Source organism: Paracoccus sp. M683 (genome assembly GCF_007096355.1).
Lineage (GTDB): Bacteria > Pseudomonadota > Alphaproteobacteria > Rhodobacterales > Rhodobacteraceae > Paracoccus.
On the sequence record NZ_VKDF01000004.1, the window covers coordinates 58,867 to 80,385 of the forward strand.

General features: G+C 62.9%; 21 protein-coding genes and 1 tRNA gene. 7 read left to right on the forward strand and 15 right to left on the reverse strand.

Features of this window, described 5'->3' with window-relative positions:
- Window positions 1–84 precede the first annotated feature (84 nt).
- From FNJ84_RS06955 to pyrC, 6 genes are all read right to left on the reverse strand, one after another.
- A complete protein-coding gene (locus tag FNJ84_RS06955) occupies window positions 85–1,482 on the reverse strand; it encodes a short-chain fatty acyl-CoA regulator family protein (protein WP_143792300.1) in 1,398 nt (465 codons plus the stop codon).
- A 183-nt stretch (window positions 1,483–1,665) separates the two neighbouring features.
- Window positions 1,666–2,862 carry a multidrug effflux MFS transporter gene (locus FNJ84_RS06960; RefSeq protein WP_143792301.1) on the reverse strand — a complete coding sequence of 399 codons (1,197 nt, stop codon included), beginning with the start codon at window positions 2,860–2,862 and terminating at the stop codon, window positions 1,666–1,668.
- A complete protein-coding gene (locus tag FNJ84_RS06965) occupies window positions 2,849–3,205 on the reverse strand; it encodes a DMT family protein (RefSeq protein ID WP_143792302.1) in 357 nt (118 codons plus the stop codon). The genes FNJ84_RS06960 and FNJ84_RS06965 overlap by 14 nt, the downstream gene beginning before the upstream one ends.
- The gene (locus FNJ84_RS06970) at window positions 3,196–4,683 is read right to left on the reverse strand and encodes a replicative DNA helicase (protein ID WP_143792303.1); all 1,488 of its coding nucleotides are present in this window, start codon (window positions 4,681–4,683) and stop codon (window positions 3,196–3,198) included. The genes FNJ84_RS06965 and FNJ84_RS06970 overlap by 10 nt, the downstream gene beginning before the upstream one ends.
- A 148-nt stretch (window positions 4,684–4,831) precedes the next feature.
- Window positions 4,832–5,503, reverse strand: coding sequence for an orotate phosphoribosyltransferase (locus FNJ84_RS06975; protein ID WP_143792304.1), 672 nt, complete (start codon window positions 5,501–5,503; stop codon window positions 4,832–4,834).
- Window positions 5,500–6,543, reverse strand: coding sequence for a dihydroorotase (pyrC, locus tag FNJ84_RS06980; RefSeq protein ID WP_143792305.1), 1,044 nt, complete (start codon window positions 6,541–6,543; stop codon window positions 5,500–5,502). The genes FNJ84_RS06975 and pyrC overlap by 4 nt, the downstream gene beginning before the upstream one ends.
- Before the next feature lie 130 nt (window positions 6,544–6,673).
- On the opposite strand from pyrC, the gene FNJ84_RS06985 reads away from it, so the two are divergent.
- Window positions 6,674–7,000 (forward strand): antibiotic ABC transporter, encoded by a 327-nt coding sequence (locus tag FNJ84_RS06985; protein ID WP_143792306.1) that lies wholly within the window; start codon window positions 6,674–6,676, stop codon window positions 6,998–7,000.
- A gap of 87 nt (window positions 7,001–7,087) precedes the next feature.
- Here FNJ84_RS06985 and gap read toward each other — a convergent pair whose 3' ends face one another.
- The 4 genes from gap to purB all read right to left on the reverse strand — a co-directional run bounded on the left by gap (window position 7,088) and on the right by purB (window position 11,074).
- The gene (gap, locus tag FNJ84_RS06990; RefSeq protein WP_143792307.1) at window positions 7,088–8,089 is read right to left on the reverse strand and encodes a type I glyceraldehyde-3-phosphate dehydrogenase; all 1,002 of its coding nucleotides are present in this window, start codon (window positions 8,087–8,089) and stop codon (window positions 7,088–7,090) included.
- A gap of 365 nt (window positions 8,090–8,454) precedes the next feature.
- On the reverse strand, window positions 8,455–8,598 hold the full coding sequence (locus FNJ84_RS21940; protein ID WP_185968447.1) for a hypothetical protein: 144 nt from the start codon (window positions 8,596–8,598) through the stop codon (window positions 8,455–8,457).
- Between the two features lie 63 nt (window positions 8,599–8,661).
- Window positions 8,662–9,684, reverse strand: coding sequence for a FliG C-terminal domain-containing protein (locus FNJ84_RS06995; protein ID WP_143792308.1), 1,023 nt, complete (start codon window positions 9,682–9,684; stop codon window positions 8,662–8,664).
- Between the two features lie 73 nt (window positions 9,685–9,757).
- A complete protein-coding gene (purB, locus tag FNJ84_RS07000; protein WP_143792309.1) occupies window positions 9,758–11,074 on the reverse strand; it encodes an adenylosuccinate lyase in 1,317 nt (438 codons plus the stop codon).
- 127 nt (window positions 11,075–11,201) lie between these two features.
- Between purB and FNJ84_RS07005 the strand changes: the two genes are divergently transcribed.
- The 4 genes from FNJ84_RS07005 to FNJ84_RS07020 all read left to right on the forward strand — a co-directional run bounded on the left by FNJ84_RS07005 (window position 11,202) and on the right by FNJ84_RS07020 (window position 14,746).
- Window positions 11,202–11,858: a hypothetical protein gene (locus FNJ84_RS07005; protein ID WP_143792310.1), complete on the forward strand. Its 657-nt coding sequence runs from the start codon at window positions 11,202–11,204 to the stop codon at window positions 11,856–11,858.
- A 35-nt stretch (window positions 11,859–11,893) separates the two neighbouring features.
- On the forward strand, window positions 11,894–12,997 hold the full coding sequence (locus tag FNJ84_RS07010; RefSeq protein ID WP_143792311.1) for a YihY/virulence factor BrkB family protein: 1,104 nt from the start codon (window positions 11,894–11,896) through the stop codon (window positions 12,995–12,997).
- Between the two features lie 106 nt (window positions 12,998–13,103).
- Window positions 13,104–14,201: a DUF3500 domain-containing protein gene (locus FNJ84_RS07015; protein ID WP_185968448.1), complete on the forward strand. Its 1,098-nt coding sequence runs from the start codon at window positions 13,104–13,106 to the stop codon at window positions 14,199–14,201.
- The gene (locus FNJ84_RS07020; protein ID WP_143792313.1) at window positions 14,183–14,746 is read left to right on the forward strand and encodes a DUF1007 family protein; all 564 of its coding nucleotides are present in this window, start codon (window positions 14,183–14,185) and stop codon (window positions 14,744–14,746) included. Before FNJ84_RS07015 ends, FNJ84_RS07020 begins: the two co-directional genes overlap by 19 nt.
- Before the next feature lie 6 nt (window positions 14,747–14,752).
- Here the strand turns inward: FNJ84_RS07020 and FNJ84_RS07025 are convergent, their stop codons facing one another.
- The 4 genes from FNJ84_RS07025 to FNJ84_RS07040 form a co-directional block, all read right to left on the reverse strand.
- Window positions 14,753–15,145, reverse strand: coding sequence for a nuclear transport factor 2 family protein (locus FNJ84_RS07025; protein WP_143792314.1), 393 nt, complete (start codon window positions 15,143–15,145; stop codon window positions 14,753–14,755).
- 231 nt (window positions 15,146–15,376) lie between these two features.
- A complete protein-coding gene (tig, locus tag FNJ84_RS07030; protein ID WP_143792315.1) occupies window positions 15,377–16,711 on the reverse strand; it encodes a trigger factor in 1,335 nt (444 codons plus the stop codon).
- A 20-nt stretch (window positions 16,712–16,731) separates the two neighbouring features.
- Window positions 16,732–16,816, reverse strand: a tRNA-Leu gene (locus FNJ84_RS07035).
- An 86-nt stretch (window positions 16,817–16,902) separates the two neighbouring features.
- Window positions 16,903–18,651, reverse strand: coding sequence for an NAD(P)H-hydrate epimerase (locus tag FNJ84_RS07040; RefSeq protein ID WP_143792316.1), 1,749 nt, complete (start codon window positions 18,649–18,651; stop codon window positions 16,903–16,905).
- Window positions 18,652–18,813: 162 nt separating this feature from the next.
- Here FNJ84_RS07040 and FNJ84_RS07045 point away from each other — a divergent pair, with 162 nt between their 5' ends.
- The gene (locus FNJ84_RS07045; protein ID WP_143792317.1) at window positions 18,814–19,152 is read left to right on the forward strand and encodes a P-II family nitrogen regulator; all 339 of its coding nucleotides are present in this window, start codon (window positions 18,814–18,816) and stop codon (window positions 19,150–19,152) included.
- Window positions 19,153–19,220: 68 nt separating this feature from the next.
- Window positions 19,221–20,627 (forward strand): type I glutamate--ammonia ligase, encoded by a 1,407-nt coding sequence (glnA, locus tag FNJ84_RS07050; RefSeq protein ID WP_143792318.1) that lies wholly within the window; start codon window positions 19,221–19,223, stop codon window positions 20,625–20,627.
- Window positions 20,628–20,684: 57 nt separating this feature from the next.
- On the opposite strand, the gene mazG is transcribed toward glnA, so the two are convergent.
- On the reverse strand, window positions 20,685–21,491 hold the full coding sequence (gene mazG / locus FNJ84_RS07055; RefSeq protein WP_143792319.1) for a nucleoside triphosphate pyrophosphohydrolase: 807 nt from the start codon (window positions 21,489–21,491) through the stop codon (window positions 20,685–20,687).
- Window positions 21,492–21,519: the final 28 nt, after the last annotated feature.

The following is a 21,519-nucleotide window of genomic DNA, read 5'->3' on the forward strand; positions in this document are numbered from 1 at the left end:
CAACATGCCAGCTGCCAGGCGGCACGCAGATGGGCAGATTCACGCCTGTTGTGGCGGAATCTCGCCGAGCATTTGCTGGGGATATCAGGCAATTTCATACGGCAATGGTCCGCTGCGATCACCGGGAATCCGCAGGGCGCGGTCGACGGGCGGGACTGACCGCTGATGGCAATCCTGCCGCGGGCAGATACGGCAGGAAATGCCGATGGGTTCGTAGGAATGCGGATTTCCCAGTTCCAGACCATCGGCATAGACCACCTCGGCGGCATGCGTGATCTCGCAGCCAAGGCCGATGGCAAAGCGCCGGATCGGGGCGCCAAAGGCACCTGCCGGCCTGGAGACATCGCGCGACATCAGCAGATACCGGGCGCCATCGGGCGTCTGCGCCAATTGTCGTAGAAAGCGGCCGGGCTGTTCGAATGCCTGATGGACGTTCCACAGCGGGCAGGCGCCACCAAAGCGCGCGAATTGCAACCGAGTCGCGGAATGGCGTTTGGTGATCGTGCCTGCCTGGTCGACGCGCACGAAAAAGAAGGGCAGGCCCTTTTCGGCGGGGCGTTGCAGCGTCGACAGGCGATGCGCAACCTGTTCCAGCGATGCGTCGAACAGATGCGCCAGCCGTTCAAGGTCGTGGCGTTCCCGCCGCGCGGCGCCCAGAAAGCCGCGATAGGGCATCAGCGCGGCGCCCGCGAAATAGTTGGCCAACCCGATCCGCGCAATGTTACGCGCGGTTTCGCTGCGGAAACGCGCCAGATCAAGCGTCGCCTCCAGCAACTCGCCGTGACGGGCCAGCGCCACCTGGTGCAGCAACTGGAACCGGCGGGTCGATGGCTCGGCCGCAGCATTCATCAGCAATTCGCGTCCCTCGCGCCGGAAGACGGCGCCGGTCGGCAGATCGGTCATGCGCGTGGCAATGCCTGCTGCCGCCAGCGCCTGTTGCGCCAGCAGCGAGGGATCGCCACGTTGCCCGTCAGGGCAGGCGAAACGCTCGGCCGCGCGGTCGACCGCGTCGATGTAATTGTCGCAATAGTGGAAGAAATCGCGCACCTCTTCCCAGGGCGAGGGCGTGGCGTTCTGGCCCGATGCGCCAATCGCCTCATCCAGCGCCGCAAGACGTTCCTGCCCCTCGCGATGGGCGCGGTAGAGATCCAGAAAGGCGCGGGCCAGAACCGGGGTGTTGGTGGCAGCCAGCCGCAGGTCGGCCAGCGATGGAGAGGCGTCGAAAACAGGGTCTGCCAGCGCCTCTTGCATGTCGATCACCATGCGTTCGGCATCGCCGGCAGACAGCGATTGCAGGTCGACACCAAATTCCTGGGCCAGCCGCAGCAGCACCCCGGCCGAGATCGGGCGGTGGTTGTTTTCCATCTGCGACAGATAGGGCAGGCTGATCCCCAGCCTTTCGGCGAATCCGCGCTGGCTTAGCCCCGCGCGGGCGCGCGTCTCGCGCAAGGATACGCCCGCATAGATCTTTTGCACCGCCATGATTGCCCCCGATATTTGCAAAGTGACCTGTAGCTTTTGCAAAGCCGCCCTTGCAAGAGGGCGTGAGGCGAGGCCGCAAAGGGGCATCGACAGCAGCATGATGAACAAGAATGACAGAAACACCAGAAACATGCCGGTCAGACTAACCGGCAATGTTTAAGATTCCGTTGGCTCGTCCCGGCCCTAGGCGGACCGGCTTAGCACCCGTTCACGATGGATCACCCACAGCACCGCCAGCAACGAGCCAAGCGCCGAAACGGTCATGATCGCCAGCAGCGGCGTTGCCCCCGAATCCTCGTGCAGCAGGGCGCCGGCCAGCGCCGACAGGACGGCCCCGCCGGCGATTGCCATGGCACCGCCCAGGCCCGAGGCGGTGCCGGCCAGTTCGGGGCGGACATTCATCATGCCGGCATTGGCATTGGGCAGGACCAGACCGTTCCCCAGGCCCATGAAGGCAATGGCGCCGAAGAACAGCAGCGGCTCGTGCGATCCGGCCAGGTCCGCGATCAGCCCGGCCGACAGCGCCACGAAACAGACCAGGGCGCCCGCAAGAATCATCCGAACCAAACCGATCCGGGCCGCGAACCGGGCCGACAGGAAATTCCCGATCAGATAGCCGATCGAGGGGGCAGCGAAGTAATATCCGACCTGCGCCGGGGTCAGGCCGAAAACGTGCTGACCGACAAAGGGGGCGCCGCCCAGATAGGCGAAGAACGCCCCCGAGGACAGCGTCGCCGCCAGGCAATAGCCCCAGAACCTGACCGAGCGCAGCACCAGCGGATAATTCGCGATCTGTTGGGCCAGCGGCACGCCTCCGTCACGGACCGTCTCGCCCATGTCGCGCCATGCCCAGATCAGAACGGCCAGTCCCAGCAGCCCCATCAGCGCAAAATTTGCCTTCCACCCGATCGCCTGGTCCAGGACGCCACCGACAATTGGTGCGATCATTGGCACAATGGCCATGCCCATGGTGACATAGCCGATCATGCTGGCCGCCCGGTCGCCGCTGTACATGTCGCGGATGGCGGCGCGCGGGACCAGCATGCCAACGGTAATGACCGCCTGAATCATGCGAAATACCAGAAAGACCCCGGCGCTTTGCGCCACAAGCGTGCCGATCGTGGCCAGCAGAAAGATGATCAGCCCGCCCAGCATGACCGGACGCCGGCCCATGCGATCGCTGATCGGGCCGGCAAGCAACTGCAACACCGCGCTGGCCGCGATATAGCCGGACACCGACAACTGCATCACCGCGTAATCGACGTCGAAATACTGCGCCATGCCCGGCAACGAGGGCAAAAACACGTTCATCGACAACGCTGACACGCCCGACAAAGCGACGAGCGTGATCGTATGCGGCGGGTTTCTAACCCCAGTCATGGAACACGAACCAGGCCCCCAAACAGATCAACCCGAAACCGACCGCATGCTGCCAGCCCAGTTTTTCGCCAAGATAAAACCATGAAAATCCGGCGAAAACGGTCAGGCTGATGACCTCTTGTATGGTTTTCAGCTGGGCGGCGCTGAAATAGCCGTGGCCGATCCGGTTGGCGGGAACCTGCATGGTATATTCGAAAAATGCAATCAGCCAACTGACCATGATCACGGTTAACAGCGGTGCCGTCTTGAATTTCAGATGGCCATACCACGCAATCGTCATGAAAACATTCGAGGCGATCAGCAACCCGATGGTGATGACCGGGATCGGCAGGCTTATTCCCATTGGCTTTGACGATCCTTGGCGAGGTTGCCGAAGCGCGTGAACTGACCTTCAAAGGACAGCTCGACCGTGCCGATGGGGCCGTGGCGCTGTTTGCCCAGAATGACCTCGGCCTTGCCATGGCAGGATTCCATCATCGTCTGCCAGGTGGCCATCTTGTCCAGCTCGTGATCGGCGGGCTTTTCGCGTTCGCGGTAATATTCTTCGCGGAACACGAACATCACGATATCGGCGTCCTGTTCGATACTGCCCGATTCGCGCAGGTCCGACAGCTGCGGGCGCTTGTCCTCGCGGCTTTCGACCTGGCGTGACAGCTGCGACAGGGCGATCACCGGGATGTTCAGTTCCTTGGCGATGGCCTTCAGGCCCTGCGTGATTTCGTTGATCTCGTTCACGCGGCTGTCCTTGGCGGTCGCGGCGCGCAACAGCTGAAGATAGTCGACCATCAGCACGTCAAGGCCATGGGTCCGCTTCAGCTTGCGGGCGCGGGCAGCCATCTGATTGATCGGCAGGGCTGGCGTATCGTCGATGTAAAGCGGGCAGTTCTGCAAGGCATGGGCGGCCTCGACGAAACGGCGGAACTCGGCCTCGTCCATATCGCCGCGGCGGATGCGTTCAGATGGCACCTCGGCCGCCTCGGACAGGATCCGCGCGGCCAGCTGCTCGGCCGACATCTCCAGGCTGAAAAAGCCCACGACACCGCCTTGGACCGCGCCCTGCGTGCCATCGGCGCGCTCGCCCAGCTTATAGGCCTTGGCCACGTTGAAGGCGATGTTCGTGGCCAGCGACGTCTTGCCCATCGAGGGGCGCCCGGCAAGGATGATCAGGTCAGAATTGTTCAGCCCGCCCATCTTGCGATCCAGATCGACCAGCCCGGTCGAAATCCCGGACAGCTCGCCATCACGCTGATAGGCGGCATTCGCGGCCTGAACCGCGCCGGTAACCGCCTTGAGGAAGCTTTGAAATCCACGCTCGGCCGTGCCCTGTTCGCCCAGCTTGTAAAGGATCTGCTCGGCCGCGGTGATCTGGGCCTCGGCATCGTCATCGACGGCCACGGTGGCGGCGCGGGCGGAAATATCCTGCCCCAGGCCAATCAATTCGCGCCGCAGCGCAAATTCGCGGATCATCTGGGCATAGTCGCGCGCGGCAAAGGCGGAAATCGCAGCCCCGGCGATGCGCGCCAGATAGGACGGGCCGCCCAGATCCTTCAGCCCGGCATCGTTTTCCATGAACGCCTTGATCGTCACCGGGCTGGCCAGCGCATTGCGGCGAATCCGTTCCGAGCAGATCTCGAAGATGCGGGCATGGACGGGTTCATAGAAATGATCGGCCTTGATGATCTGGCTGATCCGGTCGAACACATCGTTATTGGTCAGCAGCGCGCCCAGCAATTGCTGCTCTGCCTCGATCGAGAAAGGAACCGTCTGCTCTTCGGCATCCTTGGCGGCCTGTTTGATGGTGATCGCCGTCGCCTCGGCCATGATGCTGCCCTTGCTTTATGAATTGTCACGGAAACTAACCGATACCGCGCGGCGAGGGAACGCCGGGCGGGTAAAAATTCAGGGGATCAAACCGATGCGAAAGCTGTGGAAATCCTGTGGATCGACACCCGCAACGGTTTGAAACAAATCAGCTATTCGCGGATTGCCAGTCGCGCGGGTTGGTCAGGAAGGTCTCGACCTCTTGCAGGGTCGCGGCGTCAAAGGCGCCCTGTGCCCTTGCCTCGGCCAGAACGTCCCACCAGGTGCAAAGGTGATGCAAGCTCACGCCGTGATCGGCCAGCCGCTGCGTCGTTTCCGGGAAGATACCGTAATAAAAGATTACCGCCGTATGCGCGCATTGCGCACCGGTTTCGCGGATCGCATCGACAAAGCTAAGCTTTGATCCGCCATCGGTGGTCAGATCCTCGACCAGCAGCACGCGCTGACCCTCGGTCATTACACCCTCTATCCGGGCATTGCGGCCATATCCCTTAGGCTTCTTGCGCACATAGGTCATCGGCAGACCCAGGCGCTCGGCCACCATCGCGCCAAAGGGGATGCCGGCCGTCTCGCCGCCGGCGACATTGTCGAATGCGTCGAAACCGGCGTCGCGCATAACGGTGGCGGCCATGAAATCCATCAGCGTCTGGCGGACTCGCGGAAAGCTGATGATGCGGCGGCAGTCCACATAGGTCGGCCCCTTCAGGCCCGAGGCATAGGTGAACGGGTTCTCGGCATTGAAATCCACCGCCTTGATTTCCAGCAGCATCCGGGCGGTCAGGCGGGCGATTTCCTCGCGCGAGGGGTAGGGCAGGCTCATTTCTTCTCCAGGTGCCAATACAGCGCAAAGCCGGGGTCAAAGACGGTCACGGTCTCGTCGCCGGCGGTAATGCTGGTGGGATAGGTCGCAGGCGTGTCGCGACGTGTCAGCGTGATGCGATCGTCATTCGGTGGCAGGCCATAGAAGGCAGCGCCGTTCAGGCTGGCGAATGCCTCCAGCCGGTCAAGCGCGCCATCCTGTTCAAAGACCTGCGCAAGAATCGACATGGTGTTGGGCGCGGTAAAGCAGCCGGCGCAGCCGCAGGGTTGCAGCTTGGCGCTGTCGGCATGGGGGGCGCTGTCGGTGCCCAGGAAGAAACGCGCGTCGCCGCTGGTCGCGGCGTTGCGCAGGGCAAGGCGATGCGATTCCCGCTTGGCCACGGGCAGGCAATAGTAATGCGGGCGGATGCCACCGGCCAGGATGGCGTTGCGATTGATCACAAGGTGATGCGTGGTGATCGTGGCGGCCAGATCGTCCCCGCCTGCCCGCGCGTAATCCACCCCGTCCGAGGTGGTGATATGTTCCATCACCACCCGCAGGCCGGGTGTGGCGCGGCGCACAGGGTCAAGCACCCGGTCGATGAACACAGCCTCGCGGTCGAAGATGTCGACGGCCGGATCGGTGACCTCGCCATGGACGCAAAGCGGGATGCCGGCCTCGGCCATGGCTTCAAGCACCGGACGGACACGGTCGAAATCGGTCACGCCACTGGCAGAGTTGGTGGTGGCGCCGGCCGGATACAGTTTGACCGCGCGGATGATCCCGTCACGATGGGCGGCCAGGACATCGGCCGGATCGGTCGAATCGGTCAGATACAGCGTCATCTGCGGCTGCAAAGCCGCGCCTGCGGGCAGGGCAGCCAGAATGCGGGCACGATAATCGGCGGCCTGGGCGCCGGTCACCACCGGCGGTACCAGATTGGGCATGATGATGGCGCGGCCGAAATCGGCGGAATGCGGCGCGACGGCGGCCAACATGGCGCCATCGCGCAGATGCAGATGCCAGTCGTCGGGGCGGCGGATGATCAGAGTATCGGTCATGACCTTGCCTCTACAGCCTTGTGCCCCCAAATGCCAAGCGCGATCAGGAACTGTCGGAAAGTCTGACTTGTTTATGAATTGTAGAATGTGCAGCATATAAAAAAAGACGGGGGCAGAATGTTTGGTAACGATGGAAAAGATGAATAAGCAGATACCTGATCCGATGGCGCAACTGGCACTTTGGGCCCAGATGGCGCGGATCGGTTTTGAATCGCAGCTGGTGATCGGGATGCGGTTGGCGGGGATGATGGGGATCGTCTCGCAGTCGCCGGACGAGACGCTGCGCATGTTCACCGAGAAATACGACGCCGCGCAAGAGGCCTTTCAGGCCAGCATCCGTTCGGTCACCCGCGGTGACAGCGTGGATAAGGTGATGTCGGCGGCGCTGCGGCCCTATGCCCGGCGGACCAAGGCCAATTCGCGCCGCCTGGCGCGACACAGCGGCGCGCGTCGTTGATGCAAGGCTGATGCAAAAGGGCCGCGAGATCGACTCGCGGCCCTTTGCCATTCGCAGCCCCCGTTTCCGGGGGCGCAGTCAGGTCTGTCAGATCAGCTTGCCCATGGCGACAGCGGTATCCGACATCCGGTTCGAGAAACCCCATTCATTGTCATACCAGGTCAGGATGCGAACCATATTGCCATCCATCACCTTGGTCTGATCCAGGTGGAAGATCGACGAATGCGGGTCGTGGTTGAAGTCGATCGAGACATTCGGCTGGTCGGTATAGCCCAGGATACCTTTCAGCGGGCCATCGGCGGCGGCCTTGATGGCGGCATTCACCTCTTCGACCGAGGTGTCGCGGCTGGCTTCGAACACCAGGTCGACGACCGAGACGTTCGGGGTCGGCACGCGGATTGCCACGCCGTCCAGCTTGCCATTCAGTTCCGGCAGAACCAGACCCACGGCCTTTGCGGCGCCGGTCGAGGTCGGGATCATCGACATGGCGGCGGCGCGGGCGCGGTACAAATCCTTGTGCATCGTGTCCAGCGTCGGCTGATCGCCGGTATAGCTGTGAATGGTGGTCATGAAGCCCTTCTTGATGCCGATGGTGTCATTCAACACCTTGGCGACGGGCGACAGGCAGTTGGTGGTGCAACTGGCATTGGAAACGATCAGATCGTCCTTGGTCAGCGTGTTGTCGTTCACACCGAAAACGATGGTCTTGCTGGCGCCCTTGGACGGGGCCGAGACCAGAACCCGGCTGGAGCCGTTTTCCAGGTGAACCTTGGCCTTGTCGGCATCGGTGAAGATGCCGGTGCATTCCAGCACCACGTCGACATCGCCCCAGGGCAGATCGGCCGGATTGCGGATCGCGGTCACCTTGATCGGGCCGCGACCGACGTCGATCGTGTCATCGGTGACGGTAACAGTGCCGGGGAAACGGCCATGCACGCTGTCAAAGCGGATCAAATGCGCATTGGTCTCGACCGGACCCAGATCGTTGATCGCGATGACCTCGATATCGGTCCGGCCTGATTCGACGATGGCGCGCAAAACGTTGCGCCCGATCCGCCCGAAGCCGTTGATCGCTACCTTGACTGCCATGATGGATACTCCGCCCAGATAAGTTTGGCTTCCCTTAACGCCGATCGCGTGGCGATGCAAACGCCCTCGTCGTGGCGAAAGCGGTCATGGGCCTGGCCGCGCCGACGCCCGAGATCGGGGCAGGGCGACGGCGGCAGGGAAAAGGGGGCTGGGCGACGGGGCAGGGAAAAGGGGGCAGGGCGACGGGGGCTGGCGGTATGGCCCCGACCACGCGGGGCTGGCCGGGCGGGCGGCGTCATGCGGGCAGCAGTCTTCGCCACGGCCCAAATGCGGTGGCCCAAATGCGGTGGCCCAGATGCGGTGACATCGGGCGGAGCGCAGCCAGATGCCGGCCGCTCGACAGGCGGGCAAAGGCAAGGATTGGTCTAACGCCAGAAGCTGACCCATTCGATCAATGTCGCGAACTGCCTGGCAAGGAACAGCGGCAGACCCCAGTGGAACAGGAAGTGATCGGCCAGAAACAGGCCGAGGATCAGCAGTGCGAGAACAAGGGCGATCCGGTTCGTCATCCTGCACTTGCTAGGTCAGAAGCGGAGGGTATCGCAAGCCCGTCCCGATCAGGGCGGTTGTGATCAGGCAGCTTCTTCCCCGCCATTCGAGGGCAGGATCAGGTCCAGATCGCCTGAATCGGCCAATGCGCGGATGGCCGCGACCACCTCGGTCATGGCGATCTCGGCGTCGCGGGGCCGGATGGTGCCAGCTGTCTCGATCTCGCCGCGCAGGTTTTCGGCAAGGCGCTGCGGCAGGTTGGACAGGATGAATTCGGTGGTCTGCGCGTCCTCGTCCTTGGCCCCGGCAAGTGCGCGGATCAGCGTGTTGTTGTCGATGTCGCGGACGATCCGTGGGATGTCGCGAACCTCGACCCGGCTGGGGATATGGCGGAAGGTAAACAGCGTCTTGCGGACGCCACCGGCGAATTGGGCGTCATCCTGATCCAACCCTTCCAGGATGGCATCACGCAGATCCGCCGTGGCGAAGTTCAGGATTGCGCCGACACGTTCGACCGCGGGCGAGTCGATGGCCGGGCGCGGCAGCGCGTCGGCGGCTTGCAGCAGGATCAGCCCGACACGGTGCAGTGCCGCGCGGGTCACATCGCCCGTCATCGACATGGCCAGCGCCACCGCCCGCGCACGTTCGCGCGGCAGTTTGCCGAATACCTCTGATGCCTTGCTCACCGGCAGTTTGGAAAACATCAGCGCCGCGATTTCGACCGCTTCATTGCAGGCCAGCATGACCAGCTTGTCCGCAGGCAACGCCCCGATCCGGTCCCAGGGGTCACCCTGGCCGCTAAGCGCCGCGACCCGGCGCAGCCGGTCGGTCGCGTCGACCGACAACTGCTGGCCCAGAATATCCAGCGTGGAATCAAGATCGCCGGGAAAGGTTACACCGATGCGTTCCAGCGAATCGCAGAACTCGCCGATCACGGCGTCCCGCGTGGTTCGGTCGATCAGCTGCATCGCCGCCATTTCCTGCGCCAGCAAGGTCTGCGCCTCGTCATTCAGCGCCGAAAGCGGCAATTCATCCTGACCGTCCAGCAGCAACTTGACGATGACGGCGGCCTTCTGGCGCGGAGACAGGACGGTGATATGGGCCATGGGTGTTCCCCCGATTCACTAGATCAGGGGAACAATCGCAGAACTTTACTAATGCGCGGTTAGCCGGCGCCGCTTATTTCGCGCCAGTTGAATCAAATACCCGCGAAAAGATCGTGTCGACATGTTTGGTGTGATAGCCAAGGTCGAATTTCTCTTCGATCTCGGCGGGCGACAGGGCGGCCGTCACTTCGGGGTCGGCAAGCAGCTCTTCCTTGAAATCCTTGCCTTCTTCCCAGACCTTCATGGCGTTCCGCTGTACCAGCCGATAGGCATCTTCGCGCGTGACGCCGGCCTGGGTCAGGGCCAGCAGCACCCGCTGGCTCATCACCAGACCCTTAAACTTGTTCATATTCCGCAGCATGTTTTCGGGATAGACGACCAGCTTGTCGATCACCCCGGCCAGCCGGTTCAGCGCGAAATCCAGCGTGATGGTGGCGTCTGGCGCAATGCCACGTTCGACCGAAGAATGCGAAATATCGCGTTCGTGCCACAGCGCCACATTTTCCATCGCGGGGATCACGGTCATGCGCACCAGTCGGGCGAGGCCGGTCAGGTTTTCGGTCAGGACCGGGTTGCGCTTGTGCGGCATGGCCGAGCTGCCCTTCTGGCCTGGGCTGAAAAACTCTTCTGCCTCAAGTACTTCGGTGCGCTGCATGTGGCGGATCTCGATGGCGATATTCTCGACGCTGCTGGCGATGACGCCGAGCGTGGCGAAGAACATCGCGTGCCGGTCGCGGGGAATCACCTGCGTCGAAATCGGCTCGGGGCGCAGGCCCAGCATCTTGCAGACATGTTCCTCGACCGCCGGGTCGATATTGGCGAAGGTGCCGACGGCGCCGGAAATGGCACCGGTTGCGACCTCATGCCGGGCGGCCAGCAGGCGGGCGCGGTTGCGGTCCATTTCAGCATAGAAACGGGCGAAGGTCAGGCCAAGCGTCGTCGGCTCGGCATGGATGCCGTGGCTGCGACCGATGCGAATGGTGTCCTTGTGTTCATAGGCGCGGCGCTTCAGCGCGGCCAACACCTTGTCCAGATCGGCCAGCAGGATATCGGCGGCGCGGACAAGCTGGACGTTCAGCGTGGTATCCAGAACGTCGCTGCTGGTCATGCCCTGATGAACAAAGCGCGCTTCTTCATTTCCGATGATCTCGGCCAGATGGGTCAGAAAGGCGATCACATCATGCTTGGTGACGGCCTCGATCTCGTCGATGCGCGCCACGTCGAATTCAACATCCTTGGCCTTCCAGACCGCGGCGGCGCTTTCGCGCGGGATCACGCCCAGTTCGGCCTGTGCATCGCAGGCATGGGCCTCGATTTCGTACCAGATGCGGAACTTGGTCTCGGGCGACCAGATGGCGGTCATTTCCGGGCGGGCATAGCGGGGGATCATCGGCGGTCTCCTGTCTGGCTTGGCGGGGGCATAGCGGGCCGAGGGGCCGGGGGCAAGATTTCGCGGTTCGCGGAACATTAGTGCCGGCTTGTGGGTTGACCCGAGAACTGACCGTCCGAGGCCCACCATGCAGCCCGATACCGATCCTGACCAGCGCCCGATGCCGTCGTCGCGGATTCCGCCATCCGATACCGGCCCCTACCAGACATCGCGGCCGCGCCAGCCGTCGCTGACCAGAAAAATTCTGGTTCTGGGCGGGATGGGGGTGATGGCGGCTGCGGCGACGGCGGCGACCGTTCTTGCCCTGCGCCGGCCGTCCTCTGGTCCCGACTCGACGGATGAACAGCAGGGCAGCGCGCCGGCCGGGGGATTGCGCAGACGCGGGCTGGCCCCGCGATTCGCCGAGCTGGACGAGGATGAACGCGAAGAAATCCGCCAACGCGCCCGTGAACGCGCGCGGCAGGATCAAAAGCGTGCCGCCCGCCTGCGCGCCGCCGCCGCACAGGACCGCGCCGCGCCGCACCGTGGCGGGCTGGCGCGCGATATGACCCGGACCGCCAGCGATCTGTCGGGCAGCCTGAACGGGCTGGTTTCCTCGGTGGCCGGGGCGATGGTCGGGTTTCGGCAGGTGGCCGCGCAGGCCAGCGGCATCATGAAAGAGTTCTCGGACGCGGCGGATGCGGTGAGATCCTTGATGGATCGGCCCGAGGATCGCCGCGATGACCCACCGCGCGCCGGGGAAAAACCCCGGACAGGGCGTGACGACCGCATGCATCGCCTGTAACCATCGCCTTCAGCGCAGCCCAATCGCCGGATTTCATGTCAGACAAGCCTTCCCGCCCGCCTTCGGTCCTGGACGCCCTGTTCGATGATCTGGATGATCAGACCCGGCAGCGATTCGGCATCGGGCAGGACCGCGAAAGGGCAGAGGGGCTGTGGCGGCGACGTCGGCGTCGGCTGGATTTTACCGAGATATTGCCGCCGCCCGATCAGGTCGGCCCGCCGGGGGCGGCAAAATCGCCCTGGCAGCTGAGCATGTCCGACTGGGTCGCCATTGCCAAACGGACGATGACCCAGATCGGCGAGGACCGGGTAACGGCGGTCGCGGCGGGCGTGACCTTTTTCAGCCTTCTGGCCCTGTTTCCGGCGATCACCGCCTTTGTTTCCATCTATGGCCTGTTCGCCGATCCGCAGAAGATCGTCGACAATTTTGAGATGCTGAACCGCTTTATCCCGGCCGAGGCGCTGCGGATCGTGCTGGACCAGACCGAAAGGATCACGGCGGCCCCGCAGGCGGCGCTGTCATTCGCCTCGGTTATGGGGCTGCTGATCGCCTTTTACTCGGCCAATGGCGGAACCAAGGCGATGATCTCGGCGATGAACGTGGCCTGGTTCCAGAAGGAGAAGCGGGGGATTTTGCGGCTGAACCTGCTGGCGATGGGCTTTACCATGGGGGCTGCGGCGCTGGTCGTGGTGATGTTCAGCCTGATCGCCGTCCTGCCGGCGGTGGTGGGTTTTCTGCCCGTAGACCGCTATACCGAGGCGCTGGTGTCCTGGCTGCGCTGGCCGATCATCTTTGTGGCGGCCATGCTGGCGCTGGCGGTGTTCTATCGCTTTGGTCCCAGCAGGCGCAGCGCGCGCTGGCACTGGATCACGCCGGGCGCGCTGTTTGCGGCAGTGGGCCTGGGTGCTGCCTCGATGCTGTTTTCCTGGTATGCGGGCAATTTCGCGAATTATAACCAGACCTATGGCTCGCTTGGTGCGGTGGTCGGCCTGATGATGTGGCTGTGGATCGCATCCATGGTCGTCATCGTCGGCGCCGAAATCAATTCCGAGGTCGAGCGCCAGATCAAGATGGACAACCAGATTCCCGTTCCCGGTGATCCGCAGGCTGATGAGGGTGGACCGAAAAAGCTGGCGTGAAGCGCTGCCGTTTGGGTTTTGTTTCGGACCAGAAAAGTATCACCCGAACAAGACCTGTGCGATTTTAACCCGTTTGCTGTCACGATTAACTGAAAGGATGCCTTTAATGATCAAAAATCGCCCCATCACCGCTTTGGTGTTGCCGTTGCTTTGCCTGCCGCAATTAGCGTTGGCCCAGCAAGGCGACCTTCAGACCCCGCCGGTCGACATCACCCTGAAGCAGGATTATCAGTTGCCCCAGGCCGATGCGCAAAGCCGGGCAATCCTGGCGGCGGCGCAGGGCTTTCTGGCCAGCCTGACCGCCGATCAGCGGGCTGCCGCAGTCTTTCCCTTCGCCGACAATACACAACGTTCGAACTGGTCGAATTTTCCTGATGGCGCGGTCAAGCGGCAGGGGGTGAAGCGCGGTGATCTGTCGGCCGAACAGATCGCCGCGCTGGATGCGTTGCTGGCGCAGGTTCTCAGTGCCGAGGGGGTGCGGAACATCCGCTATCAGCTGGCAGGCGACGACGCGCTTGGGGCGACCGATCAGGGCGGCGGTGGTGGGCCGATGCCGGTGAATTTCGGCAGCGGGTTCTATTACGTCTCGTTTCTGGGTGAGCCATCGGAAACCGCGCCCTGGATGTTGCAGTTCGGTGGTCATCATCTGGCGATCAACGCAACCGTCTTTGGCCCCGATCTGTCATTCTCTCCCATGCTCACCGGGGGCGAGCCGCTGCATATCACCATCGACGGCGTGGAAATCTATACCACCGAGGCAGAGACCCTTGCCGCCCAGGCCCTGCTGGACAGTCTGAATGATGATCAGAAAAAGCAGGCGATCCGCAGCGACAAGGCGATCAACCTGCTGCTGGGGCCGGGCGAATACGGCACGGTCCTGGCGCCCGAGGGCATCAAGGGCAGCGATCTGGAGGAACCCCAGCAGGAATTGCTGCTGGATCTGATCCACACGCGGCTGGGTTTTGCCAATGATGACGATTCCGCCGCAATGATGGCCGAGGTCGAGGCCGGTCTGGATCAGACCTGGTTTGGCTGGTGGGGGCCGCAGGGCCAGCCTGGCGCGGCCTATTTCCGGGTCACCGGGCCCTCGCTGGCGCTGGAATATGCGCCGCAGGACGGCGACGGCGACCCCACCGATCACGCCCATAACATGTATCGCAACCCGCTGAACGACTATGGCACCGCATGGATCGCGGCGGACTGATGCGGGGCGCATGTCTGGCGGTTGCGCTTGCGGTGGTTGGCGGTGGCGCGCTGGCGCATCCGCACCAGTATTTCGATCAGCAAGTGGCGTTGACCCTGGGGACAAAGCGGGCCGACATATCAGTGGTTATCATCCCCTCGGTCGATGGCGCCGCCTCGCTGGTCAGCGATCTGGATGCCGACCAGGATGGGCAGTTATCGCAACCAGAGGCCAACGCCTTCGCAAACGATCTGCTGGCGGGACTGTCGCTGATGGTCGATGGCGCGGCGGTCATCCTGCCGACGCCAATGCTGACCCTGCCTCCGGTCGAGGCGCTGTCAACCGGTGCGGCGGGGATCAGGCTGGACGTGGGGGTCGATCTGGTGCTGGCCGAGCGGCAGGATCACAGCGTAACGCTGGCCGTTGCTTATGACCGCTATGACCACGACTGGTTTATCCAGCCCTATCTTAAACCCGATTTTGCGGCGCTGATGGGGCAGGTGGCGATAACGCGATCTGCGGCAGGGGATCGCGCGACCGTCGAGTTTCGGTCGAAGCAGCCCTGACAGGGGCTAGAATTTCGACAGGTCAGGATCGGTGGCCAGCATCCCCTTGCGCCAGTCGGGCACGGGATAGGGCTCGGGCCAGAACTCGGTCTGGCGGGCAATGCGATCATCGCGCAGCTGGTGAAAGCTGATGACGCGGACGGCAATGCCCAGTTCGTGATTGATGACGCGCACATCACTGGCGGCGTGGTCGGCCTCGGTCACGACTGAAATCACTTCGAACAGCCAGCTTTTCTGACCCGGAAAGGCGCTGTTCAGCCGGATAAAATCGGCACGGCCCCGGATCAGCTCGGCAGATTGCGGCATGATCCCGAGAAAGTCCTCGGTCAGGAAATGATCCGCCACGGCAGCCCAGTCATTGCCGTTCATGGCGGTCCAGAAATCGCGGATCAGGGACATGGCGATCCTCCTTTGGACAACCGCCCGATCATGCGCCGAAACCGCCGTTCAGCCAAGGCCCGCCGGGCGGCCGATGGACAGGACGGGCATCATTGGCCCATGTGGCAAACCAGACGACAAGCCCATATGCGCAGGCCCACCGACCTTGTTGTCGCAAAAGGAACCGGGTCCCAAAATGCAGAAATGCCCCGCCAGACCGGCGGGGCATTCCTCATTCTGCTGTTGCGACGCTTACAGTTCGTCCAGCGCCTCGACGGCCTTTTCCAGATCCTCTTTCGAGACATCCTTGTCCTTGACCTTTGCGCCTTCGGCGATGTGGTCGACGACCTTGTCCTCGAAGATCGGTGCGCGCAGCTGCTGCTGGGCGCCCTGATTCTGCTGGATAAACTCGAAGAAGGCGCGTTCCTGACCCGGATATTGGCGGGCGGCGTTCATCACGGCCTGCGTCATTTCCTGGTCGGTCACGTTGATTTCGGCCTTCTGACCGATATCGGCCAGCAGCAGGCCCAGGCGCACGCGGCGTTCGGCCAGTTTCTTGTGCTCGTCGGTCGGGTCGATCTGGCCGTGGTTATGGCCGTGATCGTCCGGGTGTTCCTCGTGATACAGCTGATGCGCGATCTGGGCGGCCTCGGCTTCGACCAGCGACTGCGGCAGCTCAAAGCTGACCATGCCATCCAGTTGATCCAGCAGGGCACGCTTCAGCACGGCGCGCGAGGCACCGGCATATTCGGCCTCCAGCCGCTCTGCGATCTGCTTTTTCAGCGATTCCAGATCCTCGGCACCAAAGCGCTTGGCCAGTTCGTCATCCAGCTCGGCGGCCTTGGGCGCCTTGACGGCCTTGACGGTGGTTTCGAAGATCGCGTCCTTGCCGGCCAGGTGCGCAGCACCATATTCCTCGGGGAATTTGACCTCGACCTTGACCTCGTCACCGACCTTGGCGCCGGTCAGCTGTTCCTCGAAACCGGGAATGAAGCTGCCCGAACCCAGGACCAGCGGGTAATCCTCGGCTGCGCCGCCCTCGAAGGCCTCGCCGTCGACAAAGCCCTTGAAGTCGATGACGACCTGATCGCCCTCTTTCGACTTGGTGCCTTTCTTGCGGTCCTCGAAATTCTGGGCGTTCTTGGCCAGATTTTCCAGCGCCTCGGTGACCTGAGCGTCCTCGGCCTTTACCTTCAGGCGTTCCAGCTTGATCTTGGACAGGTCCAGCTCGGGGATCTGGGGCAGGGTTTCGTATTCGACATTGACGACGACATCGTCGCCCTCTTTCCAGTTTTCGCCATCAGCCATCTCGATCTTGGGCTGGGCGGCCGGACGATCGCCCGAGCTTTCCAGGTGATCGCGCAGCGCGCCGTCGATCGATTCCTGCATGGCTTCGCCCATCAGGCGCTGGCCGAACTGTTTTTTCAGCAGCGCCATCGGGACCTTGCCCTTGCGAAAGCCCTTCATCTCGATCTCGGGCTGTGCCTCTTTCAGCTTGCCGTCCACGGCGGCAGCCAACTCGGCTCCGGTCAGGGTGATCTGGTAGCCGCGCTTGAGACCGTCGTTTTGGGTTTCCGTGACCTGCATGTCCTATCCTTCATCCAACTTGGTGCGGGTGGAGGGACTTGAACCCCCACGCCTTGCGGCGCCAGAACCTAAATCTGGTGCGTCTGCCAATTTCGCCACACCCGCATATGTCAAACGGGCAGGCTGGCAGCCCGCCGCGCAAATTCCGCGCCCTCTTAGCAAAGCGTCAGGCCGGGTGCGAGGGGATTCTTTCAGATGCCCAGATCGCGGAACACACCCGGAAGCTGATCGGGCAGATCATCGGCGATCAGGCCGGGGCCAAAGCGACGGGCAGCGGCGGCGTGCAGCCATGCGCCGGTGGCGGCGGCGTCGCGTGGCAACATGCCGCGCGCCAGAAGGCCGGTGATGATGCCGGCCAGCACGTCGCCTGATCCCGCGGTTGCGAGCCAGGGGACGTCGAAGGCGGAATGAATGACCGCGCGGCCGGGGATTGCAGTCTTATTCGGTTGCGGCTCGGCGATCACCGTATCCGGGCCTTTAAGCAGGATGGTCGCGCGGCAGCGGGCGGCGGCGTCGCGGGCGGCGTCAAGTTTGGAATAGGCCGGGCCGCGCTGTTCTGCGAGGGCCTTTTGACGGTTCAGCATCTCTTGAGTTCGGGAGTCGTGTTTCTGAGGGTCGAAATCCGCGTATCGCATCGGGTCGGGTGGGCGAGGTCCATGCAGTTTTTCTGCCAGATCGGGAAACAGCCGCCCGAACTCACCCATATGCGGGGTCAGGATGCAGTCGCCGTGAAGGCCGTCGAACCCCATCGCCGCCAACGCGGTCAGCGCATCGGCGTCGAGGACCGTGGGGCGTTTCGCGGCAAGCACGGCGGGCAGCAACGCAGCCGCCCGGTCGATGCCGCAGCCGGGACCGATGCAGATCGCCTTTATACGCGGATCGCTCAGCAGGTCGGCCAGTGCCGCGGTGTTATCAATGCCTTGCCGCATCAGGGCATCGGGCGGGCCGGAACGCTCGATCAGCGCAGACCTTGGCGGACAGATAGTTACCAGCCCGGCGCCCACGCGCAACGCGGCGCGGGCGGACAACCGGGCCGCACCGCCGTGGCCGATCCCTCCGGCAATCACCAGTGCATGACCATGCCCGAATTTGTGATCAGTCTCAGTTTTACGTTTGGTCAGCCATTCGGCCTGTTTTTCCGGCGCGATATTGTAGCGGCGCCGGTCAGGGATGTGAAAATCGGGCCAGTTGGCAGTCAGGCTTGGGTAACGCAATGTTTGCGAGAACGTCCCATGTCTTGCAGGGGACAGTTCAGATGTCCGCCATTCTGCCAGACCGATATCGGCAATGACCAATTCACCGCAACATTCGGGCCCGCGTTCCAACAGATGCCCCGGCTTGGGGCTGTCGAAGGCAACGGTCAGTCGGGCGTGCAGGTCATATTCGCCGGGTTTGCGCGATCTGCCCAGAAAGGCGCCGCTGTCCAGGCACAGTCCGCTGGGGCAATCGACGGCAACCAGCCTGTCGCGGAAAAAGGCCCAATCGCCACCTGATCCGCCGAGATAGTTCAGAATGGTGGCAATCTTGCTTTCGGGTGTGCGAGTCAGGCCGGTGCCGAAAATCGCATCGACATAGACATCGCTGCCCGGTCCGCTGCGCAATTCACTTGCGGTCAGCGGCATAATAGGCCCCGTCTCGCACCACCGCCGCTTCATTTCAGCCGCATCGGGGCCGGGTGTGTTGTCCATCCCCAACACCCGCACCTGCCAACCCACCCGCGCCAGCAGCCGGGCGATGACATAGCCGTCGCCGCCATTGTTCCCCGGCCCGCACAAGACCGTCACGCGCCCCGGCTTGGGCCAGCGCAGGCGAATCTGACCGGCCACCGCCGCGCCCGCCCGCTGCATCAACTCCGACCCGGTCACAGTCCCGCTGGCCATCGCCGCAGATTCGATGGCGCGCATTTGGGCGGTCGTCAGGATTTCGGTGCCAGTCAGCATGGGGATTGCCTAAAAATTAGGCGACATGCACAAATTTCAGTCAGCAGGCCGCGCATCACGTTTTCCCTCGGCCTCAGAAGGCTCTGCCGCTTTACCCCGGCCATCAAACCCGCCAATCAGGCTTCAGGCAAGCCGCTGAGGATGCAGGAAGGATCAATTGCGATGAAAAAGGTCGAGGCGATCATCAAGCCGTTCAAGCTGGACGATGTGAAAGAGGCTCTGCAAGAGGCTGGCGTCCAGGGGCTTTCGGTGACCGAAGTGAAGGGGTTTGGCCGTCAAAAGGGCCATACCGAACTGTATCGCGGCGCGGAATACGTGGTGGACTTCCTGCCCAAGGTCAAGATCGAGATGGTCCTGCCGGATGATCAGGTCGATGCGGCCATCGACGCCATCGTCGGCGCTGCCCGCACGGAAAAGATCGGCGACGGCAAGATCTTCGTCTCTCCGGTCGAGCAGGCGATTCGCATCCGCACCGGCGAGACCGGCGACGACGCGGTCTGAACCAGCGACCGACAGTTGAATTCCGACCCGGCCGCCGTGCCGGGTCGGCCTACGCAGAAAGGGAAGAAATGAAAACCAAAGATGTTCTGGATCTGATGGAAGCGGAAGAGATCGCCTATGTCGACGTCCGCTTCACCGATCCCAAAGGCAAGTTGCAGCATGTGACGCTGATCCGCGACGAGGTCGACGAGGATTTCTTTGAAGAAGGCTTCATGTTCGACGGCTCGTCGATTGCCGGCTGGAAGTCGATCGACCAGTCCGACATGAAACTGATCCCCGATCCGTCCAGCGTCTATATCGACCCGTTCTATGCCGAAAAGACCCTGTGCGTGCATTGCAACGTGGTCGAGCCGGACACGGGCGAGGCCTACAGCCGCGATCCGCGTGGCACCGCCGTCAAGGCCGAGGCCTATCTGAAATCCACCGGCATCGGCGATGTCGCCTATTTCGGCCCCGAGGCCGAGTTCTTCCTGTTCGACGACGTGCGCTATGCCGTCTCGCCGCAGAAGGTCGGCTATGAAATCGACGCCGCTGACGCCGCATGGAACACCGACGCCCAGTATGAAATGGGCAACCAGGCCCACCGTGCGCCGCTGAAGGGCGGGTATTTCCCGGTGAACCCGATCGACGCCGGCCAGGACATCCGCGGCGAGATGCTGTCGACGATGAAGCGCATCGGCATGAAGGTCGACAAGCACCATCACGAGGTCGCCACCGCCCAGCACGAATTGGGCATGGTGTTCGGCACCCTGACCGCGCAGGCCGACAACCTTCAGAAATACAAATACGTCATCCACAACGTCGCCCATGCCTATGGCAAGACCGCGACCTTCATGCCCAAGCCGATGAAGGGCGATAACGGGTCGGGCATGCATGTGAACATGTCGATCTGGAAGGATGGCAAGCCTGTCTTCGCCGGCGACAAATATGCCGACCTGTCGCAGGAAGCGCTGTGGTTCATCGGTGGTATCCTGAAGCACGCCAAGGCGCTGAACGCGCTGACGAACCCGGCGACCAACAGCTACAAGCGTCTGATCCCCGGCTTCGAGGCCCCGGTTCTGCGCGCCTATTCCGCCCGCAACCGGTCGGGCTGCGTGCGTATTCCGTGGACCGAATCGCCCAAGGCCAAGCGCGTGGAAGCCCGCTTCCCCGATCCCGCGGCCAACCCCTATCTGGCCTTTGCAGCCTTGCTGATGGCCGGTCTGGACGGCATCAAGAACAAGATTGATCCGGGCCCTGCGTCGGACAAGGACCTGTACGATTTGCCGCCGGAAGAACTGGCCGAGATCCCGACCGTCTGCGGCAGCCTGCGCGAAGCGCTGGAAGAGCTGGAGAAGGACATGGACTTCCTGCTGGCCGGTGACGTGTTCACCCGCGATCAGGTGGAAGGCTACATGGCCCTGAAATGGGAAGAGGTCTATGCCTATGAGCACACCCCTCACCCGGTCGAATACCTGATGTATTATTCGGTCTGATCGGTCGGATGGAAATCGGAAAGGGCGCCTGTCAGGCGCCCTTTTTTCATGACCCGCTCAGGCGCGCTCGGCGGCCTTGGCCCGATCCCACAGGGCATCCATCTCGGCCAGGTTGCTGTCCTCGGGGCGGCGGCCCTGTTCGGCCAGCGCGGCCTCGATGGCGCCAAAACGGCGGGTGAATTTGGCATTGGCCCCGCGCAAGGCCTGTTCCGGGTCGATCTTCAGATGCCGCGCCAGATTGGCCATGACGAACAGCAGATCGCCAAATTCCTCGGTCAGCGCATCGGGGTCGGTGCCTTCGCGCGCCTCGACCAGTTCGGCGGCCTCCTCGGTGATCTTGGCCAGCACGTCGCCGGGGCCGGGCCAGTCGAACCCGACGCGCGCGGCGCGGTTTTGCAGCTTGATCGCGCGCGTCAGCGCCGGCAGGCCAAGCGCCACGCCGTCCAACACGCCCTTTTCGGCCTTGCCGGCGCGTTCCACGGCCTTGATCGCCTCCCAGTCCTTGACCTGCTGCTCGGCCGATTTGTCGCGCGATTCATCGCCATAGACATGCGGGTGCCGGGCGATCAGCTTGTCGCTGATCCGCCGCGCGACCTCGGCGAAATCGAACATGTCCTTCTCGGCCGCCATCTGGGCGTGAAACACCACCTGCAACAGCAGATCGCCCAACTCGCCCGGAAATTCGCCCCAGGCCTGGCGGTCGATGGCATCGGCCACCTCATGCGCCTCTTCGATCGTATAGGGTGCGATGGATGCGAAATCCTGCTCGATATCCCAGGGGCAGCCGCTGCTGGGGTCGCGCAGATCGGCCATGATGCCGATCAGGCGGGCGATCTGGGCCTGTGCTTCGCTGGTGTCACGCATTGCATTTCCCCGTGTTTCCTGCGCCAAT